The organism is Paraburkholderia silvatlantica (assembly GCF_003096715.1).
Lineage (GTDB): Bacteria > Pseudomonadota > Gammaproteobacteria > Burkholderiales > Burkholderiaceae > Paraburkholderia > Paraburkholderia silvatlantica.
On the sequence record NZ_QEOL01000037.1, the window covers coordinates 33,214 to 50,044 of the forward strand.

Annotated in this window: 16 protein-coding genes and 1 riboswitch; of the genes, 4 read left to right on the plus strand and 12 right to left on the minus strand. The window is 67.3% G+C overall.

What is annotated here, in order from left to right:
• Positions 1–241: 241 nt before the first annotated feature.
• From C7411_RS33935 to C7411_RS33980, 10 genes are all read right to left on the minus strand, one after another.
• Positions 242–514 carry an STAS domain-containing protein gene (locus C7411_RS33935; RefSeq protein WP_110388471.1) on the minus strand — a complete coding sequence of 91 codons (273 nt, stop codon included), beginning with the start codon at positions 512–514 and terminating at the stop codon, positions 242–244.
• Positions 511–1,143, minus strand: coding sequence for an MlaC/ttg2D family ABC transporter substrate-binding protein (locus C7411_RS33940; RefSeq protein ID WP_110388472.1), 633 nt, complete (start codon positions 1,141–1,143; stop codon positions 511–513). Before C7411_RS33940 ends, C7411_RS33935 begins: the two co-directional genes overlap by 4 nt.
• Positions 1,144–1,319: 176 nt before the next feature.
• Positions 1,320–2,327 carry an MlaA family lipoprotein gene (locus C7411_RS33945; protein WP_110388473.1) on the minus strand — a complete coding sequence of 336 codons (1,008 nt, stop codon included), beginning with the start codon at positions 2,325–2,327 and terminating at the stop codon, positions 1,320–1,322.
• A gap of 14 nt (positions 2,328–2,341) precedes the next feature.
• Positions 2,342–2,887 (minus strand): outer membrane lipid asymmetry maintenance protein MlaD, encoded by a 546-nt coding sequence (gene mlaD / locus C7411_RS33950; RefSeq protein WP_042269766.1) that lies wholly within the window; start codon positions 2,885–2,887, stop codon positions 2,342–2,344.
• Positions 2,888–2,973: 86 nt separating this feature from the next.
• A complete protein-coding gene (mlaE, locus tag C7411_RS33955; RefSeq protein WP_110388474.1) occupies positions 2,974–3,750 on the minus strand; it encodes a lipid asymmetry maintenance ABC transporter permease subunit MlaE in 777 nt (258 codons plus the stop codon).
• Positions 3,747–4,568 carry an ABC transporter ATP-binding protein gene (locus C7411_RS33960; RefSeq protein ID WP_110388475.1) on the minus strand — a complete coding sequence of 274 codons (822 nt, stop codon included), beginning with the start codon at positions 4,566–4,568 and terminating at the stop codon, positions 3,747–3,749. The genes mlaE and C7411_RS33960 overlap by 4 nt, the downstream gene beginning before the upstream one ends.
• A gap of 169 nt (positions 4,569–4,737) precedes the next feature.
• Positions 4,738–5,850, minus strand: coding sequence for a thiamine phosphate synthase (thiE, locus tag C7411_RS33965; protein ID WP_110388476.1), 1,113 nt, complete (start codon positions 5,848–5,850; stop codon positions 4,738–4,740).
• Entirely contained in the window at positions 5,847–6,662 is an 816-nt protein-coding gene (locus tag C7411_RS33970; RefSeq protein WP_110388477.1) for a thiazole synthase, read from the minus strand. Before C7411_RS33970 ends, thiE begins: the two co-directional genes overlap by 4 nt.
• 80 nt (positions 6,663–6,742) lie before the next feature.
• Entirely contained in the window at positions 6,743–6,940 is a 198-nt protein-coding gene (gene thiS / locus C7411_RS33975) for a sulfur carrier protein ThiS (protein WP_028206558.1), read from the minus strand.
• Positions 6,941–6,982: 42 nt separating this feature from the next.
• Positions 6,983–8,131: an FAD-dependent oxidoreductase gene (locus tag C7411_RS33980; RefSeq protein ID WP_110388478.1), complete on the minus strand. Its 1,149-nt coding sequence runs from the start codon at positions 8,129–8,131 to the stop codon at positions 6,983–6,985.
• Between the two features lie 259 nt (positions 8,132–8,390).
• Positions 8,391–8,505: riboswitch (TPP riboswitch) on the minus strand.
• Between the two features lie 299 nt (positions 8,506–8,804).
• On the opposite strand from C7411_RS33980, the gene C7411_RS33985 reads away from it, so the two are divergent.
• From C7411_RS33985 to C7411_RS34000, 4 genes are all read left to right on the plus strand, one after another.
• Positions 8,805–10,562 (plus strand): ABC transporter ATP-binding protein/permease, encoded by a 1,758-nt coding sequence (locus C7411_RS33985; RefSeq protein WP_110388479.1) that lies wholly within the window; start codon positions 8,805–8,807, stop codon positions 10,560–10,562.
• Entirely contained in the window at positions 10,559–11,326 is a 768-nt protein-coding gene (locus tag C7411_RS33990) for an SDR family NAD(P)-dependent oxidoreductase (RefSeq protein WP_110388480.1), read from the plus strand. Before C7411_RS33985 ends, C7411_RS33990 begins: the two co-directional genes overlap by 4 nt.
• Before the next feature lie 281 nt (positions 11,327–11,607).
• A complete protein-coding gene (locus C7411_RS33995; protein ID WP_110388481.1) occupies positions 11,608–12,903 on the plus strand; it encodes an MFS transporter in 1,296 nt (431 codons plus the stop codon).
• 49 nt (positions 12,904–12,952) lie between these two features.
• Positions 12,953–14,317, plus strand: a complete 1,365-nt coding sequence (locus C7411_RS34000) for a D-amino acid dehydrogenase (protein ID WP_110388482.1) — start codon at positions 12,953–12,955, stop codon at positions 14,315–14,317.
• Positions 14,318–14,350: 33 nt separating this feature from the next.
• On the opposite strand, the gene thpR is transcribed toward C7411_RS34000, so the two are convergent.
• Positions 14,351–14,911, minus strand: a complete 561-nt coding sequence (gene thpR / locus C7411_RS34005; protein ID WP_110388483.1) for an RNA 2',3'-cyclic phosphodiesterase — start codon at positions 14,909–14,911, stop codon at positions 14,351–14,353.
• A 405-nt stretch (positions 14,912–15,316) separates the two neighbouring features.
• The gene (locus C7411_RS34010) at positions 15,317–16,783 is read right to left on the minus strand and encodes a glutamate synthase subunit beta (RefSeq protein WP_110388484.1); all 1,467 of its coding nucleotides are present in this window, start codon (positions 16,781–16,783) and stop codon (positions 15,317–15,319) included.
• Positions 16,784–16,831 lie beyond the last annotated feature (48 nt).

Consider the following 16,831-nt stretch of genomic DNA (forward strand, 5'->3'; position numbering starts at 1 on the left):
AGAGTGCATCAATGCTGCGGGGAAGACCGGAATTGGGGACGGCTTGCGAGGCCGGCTTTGCTGTCTCAGTGCACGCTTTTCATCTAGCAAGCGATGCTTTTTGCGCCGAGGCAGCGCCCAAAAAACGGTTGATTATAGGCCAAGTCGGAGAGCGCGGCCTGGCCTTGGAGGAGGAACGGCGTCGGCCCGGCTGTGCGGCGTTGTGCCGCTCGAACGCAATCGTCCGGCCAGGCGACGCGGGTCAATGTCGCTCGTTGAGAAGCGAATCGACGCCGTAGGCGCGCGCGAGAGAGGCGAGCGCGGGGGGCAAATTGAGCACGGCGAGGGAGGCGCCGCGCTCACGCGCGGCACGCTGCCAGGCGATCAGCACGGCGAGCGCCGACGAATCGAACTGGGTGAGCGCGGCGCAGTCCACGGCGGTGGCGCCCGCCGAGATCTGCGCGAACCCGGCCGAGAGCGCGGCCTTTGCACTCTCGTGGGTCAGGTTGGCGCCGGTGGCGAAACGTTCGCTCACGAGGTCGCCTTGCCCGATGCGAGTTGCTGGTTACGCTGCGTGAGGAACTGGATCAGGCCGTCCACGCCGCCTTGCTGGATCTTTTCCTGGAACTGCTGCTGGTACGCCTGGATGAGCCACGCGCCGAGCACGTTGATGTCATACACGCGCCAGCCTTGTGGCGTCTTGTAGAGGCGATAGTCGAGCTCGATCGGCTGGCCGCCGTTCATGACTGTCGAACGGACCACGACGTCGGTGTCGTCCGGGTTCGCGCGGAACGGCTTGTACTGGATCTGCTGGTCGCGCACCTGGGCGAGCGCGCCCGAGTACGTGCGGATGAGCAGCGTCTTGAACTGCTCGATGACCTGTTGCTGCTGCTCCGGCGTGGCCGTGCGCCAGTTGCGTCCCATCGCGAGCTGCGTGGTGCGGCGGAAGTCGGTGTACGGCAGGATCTTTTCGTTCACGAGCTGCGTGATCTTGCTGATGTCGCCGGACTGGATGGACTTGTCACCCTTGATCTGGCTCATGACCTGCTGCGTGACCGTCTGGACCATCGCGTCGGGATTGCTGGTGTCTACCGTCTGGGCGAACGCACTGCCGGCAAACGAAAGAAACATGGCGAAAAACGGGTACAGAAGGAATTTTTTCATATCGAGTCCTGCTAGTTGGGGGACATCGCCCCGTTAGAGCCAACGATATCACGCAAGATCTATCTCGCTGTGTCGAAAACTGCCAGCAAAGTGCGACAAGCGTTTCTGCTTGTTACTCACCCATATATGTCAGACGAAAGCTCCGGCGAGGCTTTCACCACGCCGGAGCGCGACGCTCAGTGCAGCCGCAGCATGCTCGGGAAGCCGATGCGCGCGGGCGGGATCATCTGGTCGCCCGGCACCGTGGTTGCCGATGCGCCCCCGGGCGCCGCGGCGCCAGCCGGGCCTTCCAGCGTGGCCGGAGCGGGGGTTGCGCCATTGGGGGTTGCAGGCACCGTGCTGGCCGCATTCGGCGTGGCCGCAGGCGCAGTGCCCGAAGCCGGCGCCGCCGCACCGGCAGCCGCACCCGAAGCGGGCGCCGCCGCGCCCTCGTCGGTGTCGTCGTACTTCGGCAGCGGCGCGCCATCGCCGTAATCCGGCAGGTTGCTGCCAGACGACGCGCGGCCGTCCGAAAGCAGGTAGCGGCGGCGCTGCAGATAGGCGTTGCGGATGAACGAGTACTTGTCGATCGCCGCGCCTTCGAGCAGGTCGCTCGCGCCAAGCAGGTTGGCGCGCGTGCTCACCACGTTCAGGCCGTAAAGGCCCCACGACAGCGCGGCCGGATCCACATAGGTGAGCGGATTGATGAAGTAGTTGGGCACGAGGCCCACGCCGTCACGCACGGTGCTCGGGCCGAACAGCGGCAGCACGAGGTACGGGCCGGGCGGCACGCCATAGTGACCGAGCGTGAGACCGAAGTCCTGGTTGTGCTTGGGCAGCTTCGCGAGCGTCGCGACGTCGAACAGGCCACCCACGCCGAAGACCGTGTTGATCACGATTCGCATGATGTCCTCGACACCATCGGTGATCTTCAGCTGCAGGAAGTTGTTCGCGGCGTTGTACACGTCGCCGATGTTCGCGAAGAAGTTCGTCACGCTGTCGCGCACGGGCTGCGGCGTCACCTTCACGTAGCCCTGCGCCACCGGCTTGAGCGCGTACGTGTCGACCTTGTCGTTGAACGTGTACACCGTGCGGTTGAAACCTTCCCATGGATCTTCCTTCGACGGCGTCTGCACCGTCGAACAGCCCCCGAGTGCAAGCGCCGCGACGCCAAGCGTAATAGCGCGCATGCGTATGGTCGTCATTCTTTTTCTCCTTCCTATTGGGCCGCCGAAGCAGCCGGTGCGGGCGCGGGTGCTGCGGCAGGCGCCGCATCCGTGCTCGCGCCGCTGGACGGCTTCGCGGCGCCCGAATCGGCCGCCTTGCTATAGAGGAACTGGCCGATGAGGTTCTCGAGCACGATGGCCGATTGCGTCATCGAAATGGTGTCGCCCGCCTTGAGCATTTCCGAATCGCCGCCCGGCTCGAGGCCGATGTACTGCTCACCGAGCAGGCCCGACGTCAGGATCTTCGCCGACGTGTCTTTCGGAAACTGATACTGCTGGTCGATGTTGATCGTCACCAGCGCCTGATAGGTGTTGGAGTCGAAGCCTATCGAAGCCACGCGGCCCACGGTCACGCCCGCGCTCTTCACCGGCGCGCGCGGCTTGAGGCCGCCGATATTGTCGAACTTGAGCTTCACCGGGTAGGTGGACTGGAACGACAGCGAACTCATGTTGCCGGCCTTCAACGCGAGAAACAGCAGCGCGATAAAGCCCAGCACCACAAACAGGCCGACCCAGAAGTCGAGAGCATTCTTTTTCATCGTCATCCCAATGAGAATCCGTTGCAGCAGCGCTCATATACGCGCCGCGCGGCCGGGTCGCTGCCCGGCGTCTTTAGCTGAACCGTTTAGCTGAACATCAGCGCGGTGAGCAGGAAGTCGAGGCCGAGCACCGCAAGCGACGCGTACACGACCGTTTTGGTGGTCGCGCGCGACACGCCCTCGGGCGTGGGCTTCGCCTCGTAGCCCTGATAGAGCGCGGTGAACGTCACGGCGAAGCCGAACACAATGCTCTTCATCACGCCGTTGCCCACGTCGGCCCAGACGTCCACGCCGCCCTGCATTTGCGACCAGAAGGCGCCGGCGTCCACGCCGATCAGCAGCACGCCCACCACGTAGCCACCCAGAATGCCGACCGCGCTGAAGATGGCCGCGAGGATCGGCATGGCCACCACGCCCGCCCACATGCGCGGCGCGACGACCACGCGCACGGGGTCCACCGCCATCATCTCCATGGCCGTGAGTTGCTCGCCCGCCTTCATGAGGCCGATCTCGGCCGTGAGCGAGGTGCCCGCGCGGCCCGCGAACAGCAGCGCGGTGACGACGGGCCCGAGCTCGCGCACGAGCGAGAGCGCGACCAGCAGCCCGAGCGCCTGCTCGGAGCCGTAGCGGTTGAGCGTGTAATACCCCTGCAGCCCGAGCACGAAGCCCACGAACAGGCCCGACACGGCAATGATCAACAGCGAATAATTGCCGACGAAGTGGATCTGCTTCGTGACAAGACGCGGCCGGCGCAGCAGCGGGAAGAATTCGAGGACGAGGCGCACGAAAAAGCGCGTGGCATGCCCCGCGCGTGCGATCGTTGCGAGCACGGTGCGCCCGATCGAACTGATGGCGCCGATCATGAGCGGCCTCCGCCAATGCCGAAGTCCGCTTCGAGCGGCAGGTTCGACGGGTAATGGAACCGGAACGGGCCGTCCGGCGCGCCGTCGATGAACTGGCGCACGATCGGGTCGGTCGAGGCGCGCAGTTCGTCGGGCGTGCCCTGCGCCTGCACCCGGCCGTTCGCCATGAAGTACACGTAGTCGGCGATGGCGAACGACTCGGGCACGTCGTGCGTGACGAGGATCGAGGTTGCGCCGAGCGCGTCGTTGAGCGTGCGGATGAGGTTCGCGGTAATGCCGAGCGAAATCGGGTCGAGACCCGCGAACGGCTCGTCGTACATCATCAGTTCGGGGTCGAGCGCGATGGCGCGCGCGAGCGCCACGCGCCGCGCCATGCCGCCGGAAATTTCCGAAGGCGCGAGGTCGCGCGCGCCACGCAGGCCGACGGCGTTGAGCTTCATGAGCACGAGGTCGCGGATCAGCGCTTCAGGCAGATCGGTGTGCTCGCGCAGGGCGAAGGCGACGTTCTCGAACACCGACATGTCGGTAAAGAGCGCGCCGAACTGGAAGAGCATGCCCATCTTGCGGCGCAGGGCGTAGAGGCCATCGCGCGATTGCGCGCCGACGTCCTGGCCGCCGAACAGCACTTGGCCGCGCTGTGCGCGAACGAGGCCGCCGATCAGACGCAGCACTGTCGTTTTTCCGCCACCGGAGCCGCCCATGACTGCCACCACTTGACCGCGCGGGAAGCGCATGTTCAGGCCGGACAGGACGAGCCGGTCGCTGTAGCCGAAGTCGACGTCGCGCAGCTCCAGTAGGGTCTCAGAGGTTGAGGGCACGTGGCTGACAGTCCATTTACACGAAGGCGGGATTATAGGGCCATCGTGGAAAACCTGCCGTGACGCCACTGGACCCGTTGATGTAAGCCGCAAGCGCCCGCTGCTGCGGGTTGCGGCCCCCTCGGCCCCGGGTCGCGCACGCGGCGCAGCCCGAAGCCAGGGCGGACCATTATTGCGTAAACGCGTTGCGCAGTGCAGCAACCGCGGCAACCGGGTCGGGCGCCTCGGTCACCGCGCGCACCACCGCCGCGCTGCCTGCGCCAGTCGCAAGGACCTCGGGCAGCACGTTGCCGTCGATGCCGCCGATCGCCACCATCGGCACGACGCCGTCCAGCAGCTTCACGTAGCGGGCGAGACGCGCGAGGCCCTGGGGCGCCGTGGGCATCGCCTTGGTCGTGGTGGCGAAGACGGCGCCGCACGCGAGGTAGCTCGGGCGGAAATGAAGCGCCGTGAGCATCTCGAAGTAGCCGTGCGTCGAGAGGCCGAGACGCACGCCAGCCGAGGCGATCGCCCCGAGGTCGGCTTCGCGCAGGTCTTCCTGGCCGAGGTGCACGCCATAAGCGCCGGCCGCGACGGCCTCCTGCCAGTGATCGTTGATGAAAAGCTGCGCGTCGTGCCTGCGGCCCGCCGCGACGCAGCGCTCGATTTCGTTCGCGAGCGCCGCGGACTTCGGCTGCTTGCTGCGCAACTGCACCGTCTTGACGCCGTAGTCGAGCACGCGCTCGACCCACTCGGCCGTGGGCAGCACCGGATACAGGCCGAGCTTCGCGGGGCAGGGCGCGAACGGCTGCGCGGGCGCGGCAGGCAGGCCCAGCACGCGCGGAAAGCGCTTGATGTCGACGGGCCAGGCGTCGGCCTGCTGCTCGTCGCCGTCGCGCCAGGCGAGCGCGAGCGCGAGCGCATCGTGCGGATCGAACCCGCAGTCGAGGAACGCCGCCAGCGCCGGGATCCAGTCTTCCGCCAGCTCGCCTTCGAGCGCGTAACGCTCGCCGCCCAGATGCAGCGTGGCGCGCGCCGCCTTCGGGTGTTCGCCCGCGGCTTCGATCACGCCCGCGCCGTCGGTCATCCAGCGTGCGATGCTGGCCAGATGCGGCGCCGCGTCGGTCACGATGATCAGATCGCCGCCGTTGGGCGCGTCGGGCGGCGTGAGACAGATGCGCCACGGCGCATGCGTGGGCTGCCAGTCGCCCAGGCGCGCACGGATGCGCTCCGCCGTTTCGGTAAGTTCGTCGGCGGGCGGCCAGAACAGCTCGCGGTCCTGCAGTCGCAGCGTCTCAGTCATCGCTTGTCTCCGTCCTGGTGCCAGAAAGGCATGCCGACCACGGGCGTGCTCGCGACCGCCGCTTCGCGCTCGGCCATCGGTCCGGCGAGATACGCGGCGCGCCCCGCCTCGACGCCCAGCGCGAACGCGCGCGCCATCGCCTCGGGGTGCGTGGCCTGCGAAACGGCCGTGTTGAGGAGCACGCCGTCGAAGCCCCACTCCATCACCTGGCACGCGTGCGAAGGCACGCCGAGGCCCGCATCGACGATGAGCGGTACATCGGGCAGGCGCTCGCGCAGCACGCGCAAGCCGTAGGGGTTGATCACGCCCTTGCCGGTGCCGATCGGCGCGCCCCACGGCATCAGCGCCTCGCAACCGGCGTCGAGCAGACGCCGGCCGATCACGAGATCCTCGGTGCAATACGGCAGCACCTTGAAGCCGTCCTTGACGAGACGCGACGCGGCCTCGATCAGACCCACCGGGTCGGGCTGCAGCGTGTAGTCGTCGCCGATCAGCTCGAGCTTGATCCAGTCGGTTTCGAAGACTTCGCGCGCCATGTGCGCCGTCGTCACCGCCTCGTTGACGGTGAGGCAGCCGGCCGTGTTCGGCAGGAGCGGCACGCCGTGGCGCTTGAGCAGGTCGAAAAAGCCGGCCTCGGCGGTGCCGTCGTTCATCTGGCGGCGCAGCGCGACGGTGATCATGCCGGGGCGCGCGGCGGCCATCGAATCGGCGAGCGACTGCAGCGACGGATAGCGCGACGTGCCGAGCAGCACGCGGCTCGCGAAGGTTTCGCCGTAGAGCGTGAGCGCGTCGGCGGTGGATGGGGTGGTCATGGGTTGGAATCCTTGGCGGTGTCGTGAAGGCGCTCGCGATGCATGCGATGCGCGCGGCCGGGGGCCGGGGCGAGCGAGGCTCAGCCGCCGGCCACGGGGCTCACGACGTCGAGGCGGTCGCCCGCCTGGAGCGAGCGCGCGCCGTGCTGGGTGCGCGCCACGAAATCGCCGTTCAGGGCCACGGCGAACGGCGGACGCGCGCCAAATGCGGCGAGCGCATCGGCGACAGTCGCGCCCTCGGGCAGCGTGATCGGCTTCTGGTTGATATGAATGTCCATGGCAAATACGTTCTCAAACGGCGGATTGTTTCTGGTGAGGCTTCAGGCCGGCTCGTGCGCGCCCTGCACGTGCAGCATGGCGCCCCAGCGCGACGCGCGGCGCAGCGACTCGAAGGAATCGGCATCGCTCACGCGGGCGTCGAGCAGCGCCTGGGCGAAGCGCGCGGCTTCGTCGGCAACCTCCGGCGCGATCATGAAGCCGTGCCGATAGAGGCCGTTCACGCGCAGCGTGGTCTTGCCGTCCCAAATGAGCGCCGGGCGATGGTCGGGCAGCGTCGGGCGGCACTGCGTGTTCAACTCGAGGATGCGCGCCTCGCCGAACGCCGGATGCACCGCAAACGCCGCGCTCAGCAGTTCGAGCGCCGAGCGCACGCTCACGGGCGAACGGTCCTCGCCTTCGATCTCGGTCGCACCGATCACGAACACATCGTGTTCCTTGGGCGCGATATAGAGCGGATAGCGCGGATGCAGCAGCCGCACCGGGCGCGTGAGCGTAATGCCCGGCGCATGCACGCGCGCGACTTCGCCGCGAATGCCGCGCAAACCCGGCAGCGCAGGTTTGGCGCCCAGCCCGCGGCAGTCGATCGTCACGCGCGCAGGCGGCAGATTGGCCTCGTCGACCGTGGTGTGCCAGTGAGCGTCCACGCCGCGCGCGGCGAGCCCCGCCGCCAGCGCGGCCAGGGCCTGGCGATTGTCGAGCTGGCCCTCGCCTTCGAGCAGCCAGCCGCGCGCGAAGCGTCCGGCGAGCGCCGGTTCGGCCGCGTCGAGCTGGGCACCGGCGAGCGCGACGAAGTTTGCATCGGCGAGAGAACGCGGCGCGTTGGCGCGCACGCGTCGCTCGAAGAGCGGCGCTTCGGTGCGATCCGCGGTATGCCAGACCACGAGCGTGCCGTTGCGCTGGAAGAACACGGGTTCCGGCAACTCGGCCAGAATGCGCGGCCAGGATTCAAGCGACGCGACGCCAAGCTCGGTAATGAGCAGTTCGGCGACGGCAGCCTCCGCGAGCGGCGCGAGCATGGCCGCCGCGACCCAGGCTGCAGCCTCGCCGCCTTCGGGGCCGCCGCGCTCGTAAAGCGCGACGCGATGGCCCTCGCCGGCCAGACGCCATGCGACGAGCCGGCCGCTCAGGCCGCCGCCGAGCACGGCGAAGTCGGGCACGCTGGCCACGCTGTGATTACGGGCGGGGCTCATGACGACACTCCGTCACGCAAGGCGAACGCGACAAGAAACGCGATAAGAATCGGGGAACAAAGAGAATAGGCGGTCATCGTATCCTTTCCGTACGGCAGCAGCAGACGTACCCAAGGACGAAACCGGCTGGCAAGGCCGACCGTGGAGGCTATGCGGCGCAGACGGCTCGTCCGTCCCGATAAGGAATTCGTACGAACCCATGCGCCCAAAGCGCAGCCCGGCGGGAATCCTGGCGCCCCTGCAAAGGCTGGGCGCCGGCCAAGACTTTCTGGAAACTTCCCGCGCCGGTATTACCCGGATCGGGTGCGAAGGGTCTCTCTCAGCCTCACTGGCGGCATGCCCGGCATACCGGTGAAGCACCCCTGTTTCGTCAAGGTCGATTAGACCACAAAACGCGCGCGGCCCGCAAACCTCGGCGGAACCGGGGGGCCTGGTCTGGCACAATGCCCTGAACCCGCCGCTTTCGCCTCGCAAGCCCGCGCGGTGAGACAATGGGCGCCACGCTACGGCGGCGCCGGCGTGCGCTTTTGTCTCCATGCCTTGCGCCGGTTTTGACTGCACTTGCAACCCATTAAGACTCACTTAAGCGCCCGACGACAGAATCGCTGCAACGTTGCCGCCGTGCGGCGCACGGCGCTCGCCCCCAGCGGGCCGCCACACCTTCAGGACGCACATGACCAACCAACCTGCCCGCGCCACGCCCGATCAGAACGAGCACCAGAAGATCACCGCGTGGAGCCTGATCAAGCCCTACTGGGTCTCCGAGGAACGATGGATCGCCTGGGGCCTGCTCGTCGCGATCATCGTGATGAACCTGCTCGTCGTGTGGATCAACGTGCGCCTGAACGGCTGGAGCGCCGAGTTCTACAACGCGTTGCAGGCCAAGGACGTCAAGCGCTTCCCTGCGCTGTTGATGACCTTCACTGAACTGGCCTTCGGCTTCATCATCCTCGCGGTGTATGGCCGCTATCTGCGCCAGATGCTCGGCTTCCGCTGGCGCCAATGGCTCACCAACCGCTTCCTGAACGAGTGGCTCGGCAAGGGCGCGTTCTACCGCATCGAGCGCGACCGCCTCGCCGACAACCCCGACCAGCGGATCAGCGACGACCTCCAGTCGTTCGCCACGACCACGCTTTCGCTCACGCTCGACCTGCTCTCCACGGTCGTCACCCTGATCTCGTTCATCACGATCCTGTGGACGCTCGCGGGCGCGCTCACCGTCACGCTGGGCGGCCAACCGCTCGCGATTCCGGGCTACATGGTCTGGGCCGCCGCGCTCTATGCCGTGTTCGGCTCGCTCGTGATCCAGAAGGTCGGCCACCCGCTCGTGTCGATCAACTATCAACAACAAAAGGTGGAGGCGGACTTCCGCTTCGGCCTGATCCGCCTGCGCGAAAACGCCGAGCAGATCGCCCTCTACGACGGCATGGACACCGAGCGCGGCAACGCGCAAGGCCTCTTCGCGCACATCAAGGACAACTGGTGGCGCGTGATGAAGTACACCAAGCGCCTCACCTTCGTGCTGAGCTTCTACGGCCAGATCGCCATCATCTTCCCGCTCGTGGTGGCGGCGCCGCGCTACTTCGCGGGCGCCTTCACGTTCGGCGTGCTGATGCAGATCTCGCAGGCGTTCGGTACCGTGAGCGACTCGTTCTCGTGGTTCATCAACAGTTACTCCACGCTGGTCGAATGGCGCGCTACCGTGAATCGTCTGCGCGAATTCGTGCGTGTGGTGCACTCGCCGCGCCTGAAGGAATCGGTCTCGCCCGCCACCGAGCACGGCGGCATCAATCTGCACTTCATCGACAACAACGAGCTCGCCACCGAACATCTCAAGCTCTCGCTGCCCAACGGCATGCCGCTCTCGGAAGTGCGCGACATCGCCATCAAGCCGGGCTCGCGCTGGCTCGTGCGCGGGCCTTCGGGCGCGGGCAAGAGCACGCTGATGCGCGCGCTCGCGGGCCTCTGGCCGTTCGGCGAAGGCTCGATCGACGCGCCTGTGGATGCGCGCATGATGTTCATCCCGCAGCAGAGCTATCTGCCCATCGGCACGCTCAAGGCGGCGCTCACCTACCCCTCGCCCGCCGACGACTACAGCGACGATGACTGCCGCGAAGCGCTGCGCGCCTGCCGCCTCGAAGAGTACGTGGATCGTCTCGCCGAATCGGCGCACTGGTCGCGCGTGCTCTCGCCTGGCGAGCAGCAACGCCTTGCAGGCGCACGCGTGCTGCTGCACAAGCCCGACTATCTGTTCCTCGACGAAGCGACGAGCGCGCTCGACCCCGACAACGAAAGCCGTCTCTACAAGCTGTTCATGGAGCGCCTGCCCAAGGCGGCGATCGTGAGCGTCGCGCACCGCGAGTCGCTTGCGGCCTACCATCACGAAACGCTCGAGATCGAGCGCATGCCCGAAGAGCGGGTTGCCGCGTGAGCGCAAGCGCGGCGCGCGTCGTGCTGATCACGGGCGCGGGCTCGGGGATCGGCGCGGCGCTCGCGCGTCGCATCGCGGCGCCTCGCGTGGCGTTGATGCTGCACGCGCGCGGTGCGGATGAAGCGGCGCGCGCCCGGCTCGCCGCCGTGGCCGCCGAGTGCGAACAGCGCGGCTCGACCTGCGCCACCGCATACGGCAATCTCGCGCAGGCCGGCGAGGCGAGCGCCCTCGTGGACGCCACGCTCGCGCACTTCGGCGCACTCGACCAGCTCGTCGCCAACGCCGGGCATGCGCAGCGCCAGACACTCGCCGCGCTCGACGCCGCCTCGCTCGAAGGCGCATTCGCCGCCATGCCCGCCGCGTTCGCCGCGCTCGTGCAACGCGCGCAACCGGCGCTGGAACGCTCGGCGCGCGCCCGCGTGGTCGCGCTGAGTTCGTTCGTCGCACACCGCTACCGTGCCGGCGCGCCGTTCGCGGCCACGGCCGCCGCGAAGGCCGCGCTCGAATCGCTGGCGAAAACCGCCGCGGCGGAGCTGGCGCCGCACGGCGTGACCGTGAACTGCGTCGCACCCGGCTATACGCGCAAGGACAAGGGCCCCACGCCGGAAAACGCGCCGGCGTGGGAGCGTGCGGCGCAGGAAACGCCGCTCGGCCACGTGGCCGACCCCGCCGACGTCGCCGAACTCATCGCCTTCCTGCTCTCGGACGCCGCGCGCCACATCACCGGCCAGGTGATTCATGTCGATGGCGGGCTCACGCTCTAGCGCCGTGCGGTTGTCACCGCGCGTCATCGTTCGCTCGCCATCGAACTAAATACCGGAATACAACGCTAGCGCTAGCGGGCCCCCAAATTGCCCCTCGCCTCAGCGCGGTTTCGCACCGTAAAATACCCCTCCAGCACACCGGAGACGGGCGGCGGCGCACCGCGCAGCCCGTCAGCGTCAAGCGCACACGCCACCCAACGCGTGCGGCGCCAGCCGGGTCGCAAGCGCCGCGCGCGCCCGCCCGGTTCGTTGCGCGCACAACAATATGGGGAAGACACGCGATGGGCTACTTTCACTGGTTCACCGAGTTGAACGCGCGCGAGCGGCGCACGCTCTACGCGGGGTTCGGCGGCTACGCCGTCGACGCGTTCGACTTCATGATCTACTCGTTCCTGATCCCGACGCTCATCGCGGCCTGGGGCATGACCAGGAGCGAGGCCGGCATGATCGCGACCAGTTCGCTGATTTCGTCGGCGATCGGCGGCTGGCTCGCCGGCATCCTCGCCGACCGCTACGGCCGCGTGCGCGTGCTGCAGTGGACCATCGCCACCTTCGCGCTCTTCACCTGCCTCTCCGGCTTCACGCATTCGTTCTGGCAACTGCTCGCCACGCGCACGCTGCAGGGCATCGGCTTTGGCGGCGAATGGACGGTCGTCACGATGATGATGGCCGAAACGATCCGCTCGCCCCAGCATCGCGCGAAGGCCGTGGGCACGGTACAGAGCAGCTGGTCGTTCGGCTGGGGCGCGGCCGCGATCCTCTACTGGGCCTTCTTCGCCCTGCTGCCCGAGGAATACGCATGGCGCGCGTGCTTCTGGATCGGCATCGCGCCTGCGCTCTGGATTCTCTATGTGCGCCGCAACGTGAGCGACCCCGACGTGTTCGTCGCCACCCGCCGCGCGCGCGAAAGCGGCGCGATGCAAAGCCACTTCATGCAGATCTTCGCGCCCGCCCATCTGGCCACCACCCTGCTCGGCAGCGCGCTGTGCACCGGCATGCTCGGCGGCTACTACGCCATCACCACCTGGCTGCCCACCTATCTCAAGACGGTGCGCCATCTCTCGGTGTTCAACACGAGCGGCTATCTGATCGTGCTGATCGTCGGCTCGTTCACGGGCTATATCGTCGGCGCGATCCTGTGCGACAAGATCGGCCGGCGCGCCTCGTTCATCCTGTTCGCCATCGGCTCGTTCGCGCTCGGCATGGCCTACACGATGCTGCCCATCACCGACACCGCCATGCTCCTGCTCGGCTTTCCGCTCGGCATCGTCGTGCAGGGCATTTTCGCGGGCGTGGGCGCGTATCTCTCGGAGCTCTATCCGAACGCGATTCGCGGCTCGGGCCAGGGCTTCTGCTACAACCTCGGGCGCGGTCTCGGCTCGTTCTTCCCGATTCTCGTGGGCACGTTCGCGCAAACCACCTCGCTTGTGAAAGCGATCGGCGCGGTGGCGGGCGCAGGCTACCTGCTCGTGATCGTCGCGGCGCTATGCCTGCCGGAAACAAAGGGCAAGGTGCTGACCGAAGAAACGCACGACGAGGCAGCCGAACGCCCGTCTGCTCGATCCGCTGCACGATGAGCACGAACGTGCTGCAATACCCACCGTCCCTTCCCGTTGTACTCCCGGCATGAAAACGATCGTCCTCGGCGCCGGTGTGATCGGCGTCGCCACTGCGTACTATCTGAGCGAACGAGGCTGCGACGTCACGGTCGTCGAACGGGAACCGGGCGTCGCGCTCGGCACGAGCTTCGGCAATGCCGGTGTCATCGCGCCCGGCTATGTCACGCCATGGGCCGCGCCCGGCATGCCCGCGAAGCTGATCAAGTACCTGCTCAAGCCTGCTTCGCCCCTCATCTTCCGGCCCACGCTCGACGTCGCGCAGTGGCGCTGGATCGCGCGCTGGCTGCGCGAATGCGATCTCGCGCGCTTTCGCGTGAACAAGCAGCGCATGCAGCGCATTGCCTATTACAGCCGCGAATGCCTGCATGCGTTTCGCGCCACGCACGCGTTCGAGTACGGGCGTAGCCAGGGGTATCTCCAGCTCTTTCGCAGCGACTACGACCTCGAACTCGCGCAGCCGGCGCTCGGCGTGCTGCGCGACGCGGGCATCGCCTATCGCGAGCTCGATTCCGCCGCCTGCGCGCAGGTCGAGCCAGGCCTCGCCTGGTCTCGCGCGAAGCCGGTGGCCGGCGTGTATCTGCCCGACGACGAGGCCGGCGACTGTGCACGCTTCACGCGCGAACTGCGCGCCGTGTGCGAGGCGAAAGGCGTGACGTTCCGGTTCGATACCGAAGTGCTCGCGCTCGAAGCCGCGGGCGGCAAAGTAAGCGGCGTGCGCGTGCGTGCCGTGCCCGGCCGCGGCAAGGCGAACAACCGCAAGGACCGGCGCGAGCAACGCCGCGCGCCGGCGGAAGTGCTGCGCCCGGCCGAGCGCAGCGAGCCCTCCGACGACACGCCCCACACGCTCGCCGCCGACGCCGTGGTGGTCGCACTGGGCGTGGAGAGCGCGGCGCTCGTCGCGCCGCTCGGCGTGCGCGTGCCGCTGTATCCGGTGAAAGGCTATTCGGCCACGCTGCCCGTGGTCGACGAGCAGAAGGCTCCGCGCGCCGCGCTCATGGACGAGTCGCTCAAGACGGCGATCACGCGCTTCGGCCCGTATCTGCGTGTGGCGGGCACGGCGGAACTGGGCGACCACCGCGCGACGCTGCGCGAGCAGGCGCTGCAGACGCTCATGAAGGTGCTCGACGACTGGTTCCCGCACGCCGCGACGCCTTCGTCGGCGCAATTCTGGGTGGGGCGCCGGCCGATGGTGCCGGACGGCGCGCCGCTGCTCGGCACGTCGGGCGTGGATGGCCTGTGGCTGAACGTCGGGCACGGCTCGACGGGCTGGGCGATGTCGATGGGCTCGGGCCGCGTGCTCGCGGACCTCGTCACGCAGCGTTCGCCGGAAATCGATCTCGATGGGTTGACGCTGGCGCGGTATCGCCACTAAGCGGCGGCAGAGACCCCAACGCGCGACGAAGCCTCAATCGAGCGCGACGCTCGCCAACGCCTCGTAGCGCGCGCCCTGCCTCGCCAGCGTGCTCGAATAGAGCACCAGCGACTCGAAATGCAACGGCGGCAACGCTTCCCAGCCGCCTGGCGCAGGCGCGCCCACGGCGTCGCGCGCGAAGCGCGCAAGCGTCACGTGCGGGCGGAAGGCTCGCGCGTCGAGCGGCAATCCCACGTCTCCCATGAGCGAGCGCACGCGCCAGTCGAGCGCAGTGAACGCATCCGACATCGCGAGCACGGCCACCATGAGGCGCGGATGCGCGCGTCCCGGCCAGCATTCGATATGCGTGACTTGCGCGGGCGGGATGCGCGGCGCGTGCTCGGCGAGCCGCCGCGAGAGCGCGCGCCCCTGGTCGAACGACATCGCGCCGATGAATGTCACTGTCAGATGGAGTTGCGCATAGGGCACGCGCCGCGCGTTGGGCGGCACGTCGAGCGCGGCGAGCGCATCGCGCGACGCCGCAGTGGGCGAAAGCGCGATGAAGCAGCGCCGCCATTGCTGCGTGTCGCGATCGGTCTCGCGGGCTTCGGACATGATCGGCGGGCCTCGTTCGGTCGGGCAATCGCGTCATGGTAACCCTGTCTGTCAGCCTGAGTGGGACGCACGTAAAAAAGCCGGGTCACCCTTGCGGGTGCCCGGCTTCGCTCGTTGCGTCTCCTGCCGTCTCCCATGTACCCCGTCTATTGCGGGACACACCGGATTTAACGCGGCAACTCCGAACTGCCCATCAGATACGCATCGACGGAACGTGCGCACTGACGACCTTCGCGTGTCGAACAGAGTTAGCGCTTTAGCGCTTACTCTGGTCCCAATCCGCGGTTTAACGCGGCAACTCCGAACTGCCCATCAGATACGCATCGACGGAACGTGCGCACTGACGACCTTCGCGTGTCGACCAGAGTTAGCGCTTTAGCGCTTACTCTGGTCCCAATCCGCGGTTTAACGCGGCAACTCCGAGCTGCCCATCAGATACGCATCGACGGAACGTGCGCACTGACGACCTTCGCGGATCGCCCACACCACGAGCGACTGGCCGCGGCGCATGTCGCCGGCAGTGAAGACCTTGTCGACCGACGTGTAGTACGCCTTTTCGCCTTCAGTCGAGGCTCGCACGTTGCCGCGCGCATCCTTCTCGACGCCGAATGCTTCGAGCACCGGCGAAACCGGCTGCGTGAAGCCCATGGCGAGCAGCACGAGATCGGCCTTCATTTCGAATTCCGAGCCCGGCACTTCGACCATCTTGCCGTCCTTCCACTCCACGCGCGCGGCGATCAGCTTCTCGACCTTGCCGTTCTTGCCTTCGAGGCGCTTGGTCGCGACCGACCAGTCGCGCGAGCAGCCTTCGTCGTGCGACGACGACGTGCGCAGCTTGATCGGCCAGTACGGCCACACGAGCGGCTTGTTCTCCTCCTCGGGCGGCTGCGGCAGCAGTTCGAACTGCGTAACGCTCTTCGCGCCGTGACGGTTCGAGGTGCCCACGCAGTCGGAGCCGGTATCGCCGCCGCCGATCACGACCACGTGCTTGCCCTTGGCGAGCAGCTGGTTCGGCAGCTTGTCGCCGGCGTTGACCTTGTTCTGCTGCGGCAGGAACTCCATGGCGTAGTAGATGCCTTCGAGTTCGCGGCCCGGCACAGGCAGATCACGCGGCGTTTCCGAACCGCCTGCGATCACCACGGCGTCGAACTGTTCCTTCAGTTCTTCCGGCGAGACCGTTTCCTTCGCCGTGTTGCCGATGTAGGCCGGCAGTTCGCCACGTCCGATGAACACGTTGGTGCGGAACGTCACGCCTTCGGCTTCCATCTGGCGCATGCGGCGGTCGATCAGCCACTTCTCGAGCTTGAAGTCGGGGATGCCGTAGCGCAGCAGACCACCGATACGGTCGTTCTTCTCGAACACCGTCACGTCGTGGCCGGCGCGCGCAAGCTGCTGTGCGGCGGCGAGGCCCGCGGGCCCCGAACCGACCACGGCAACCTTCTTGCCCGTCTTGTGCTTCGCGACTTGCGGCGAGACCCAGCCTTCGGTCCAGGCCTTGTCGATGATCGCGTGCTCGATCGACTTGATGCCGACCGGATCGTTGTTGATGCCGAGCGTGCACGCCGCTTCGCAGGGCGCCGGGCAGATGCGGCCCGTGAACTCGGGAAAATTGTTCGTGGAATGCAGGACGTCGATCGCGCTCTTCCAGTCCTGGCGGAACACGAGGTCGTTGAAGTCCGGAATGATGTTGTTGACCGGGCAGCCGTTGTTGCAGAACGGGATGCCGCAGTCCATGCAGCGTGCGCCCTGGATCTTCGCGTCGGCGTCGGAGAGCGCCGCGACGAATTCCTTGTAGTGCTTCACGCGCGTGAGCGGTGCTTCGTACGCCTCGTGCTGGCGCTCGAACTCGAGAAAGCCGGTTGCCTTACCCATAGGGTTCTCGTCTATCTATCTATTCAGTGAGGGGGACCGCGCCTGCCA

Bases quoted from the DNA above. Each gene is read 5' to 3' on its own strand.
- thiS (WP_028206558.1), bottom strand. From the start codon at position 6,940: ATGGACATTCATATCAACCAGAAGCCGATCACGCTGCCCGAGGGCGCG.
- mlaE (WP_110388474.1), bottom strand. From the start codon at position 3,750: ATGATCGGCGCCATCAGTTCGATCGGGCGCACCGTGCTCGCAACGATC.
- C7411_RS33980 (WP_110388478.1), bottom strand. From the start codon at position 8,131: ATGAGCCCCGCCCGTAATCACAGCGTGGCCAGCGTGCCCGACTTCGCC.
- C7411_RS33940 (WP_110388472.1), bottom strand. From the start codon at position 1,143: ATGAAAAAATTCCTTCTGTACCCGTTTTTCGCCATGTTTCTTTCGTTT.
- C7411_RS34000 (WP_110388482.1), top strand. From the start codon at position 12,953: ATGAAAACGATCGTCCTCGGCGCCGGTGTGATCGGCGTCGCCACTGCG.
- mlaD (WP_042269766.1), bottom strand. From the start codon at position 2,887: ATGAAAAAGAATGCTCTCGACTTCTGGGTCGGCCTGTTTGTGGTGCTG.
- C7411_RS33985 (WP_110388479.1), top strand. From the start codon at position 8,805: ATGACCAACCAACCTGCCCGCGCCACGCCCGATCAGAACGAGCACCAG.
- C7411_RS33945 (WP_110388473.1), bottom strand. From the start codon at position 2,327: ATGACGACCATACGCATGCGCGCTATTACGCTTGGCGTCGCGGCGCTT.
- C7411_RS33970 (WP_110388477.1), bottom strand. From the start codon at position 6,662: ATGACCACCCCATCCACCGCCGACGCGCTCACGCTCTACGGCGAAACC.
- thiE (WP_110388476.1), bottom strand. From the start codon at position 5,850: ATGACTGAGACGCTGCGACTGCAGGACCGCGAGCTGTTCTGGCCGCCC.
- C7411_RS34010 (WP_110388484.1), bottom strand. From the start codon at position 16,783: ATGGGTAAGGCAACCGGCTTTCTCGAGTTCGAGCGCCAGCACGAGGCG.
- C7411_RS33995 (WP_110388481.1), top strand. From the start codon at position 11,608: ATGGGCTACTTTCACTGGTTCACCGAGTTGAACGCGCGCGAGCGGCGC.
- thpR (WP_110388483.1), bottom strand. From the start codon at position 14,911: ATGTCCGAAGCCCGCGAGACCGATCGCGACACGCAGCAATGGCGGCGC.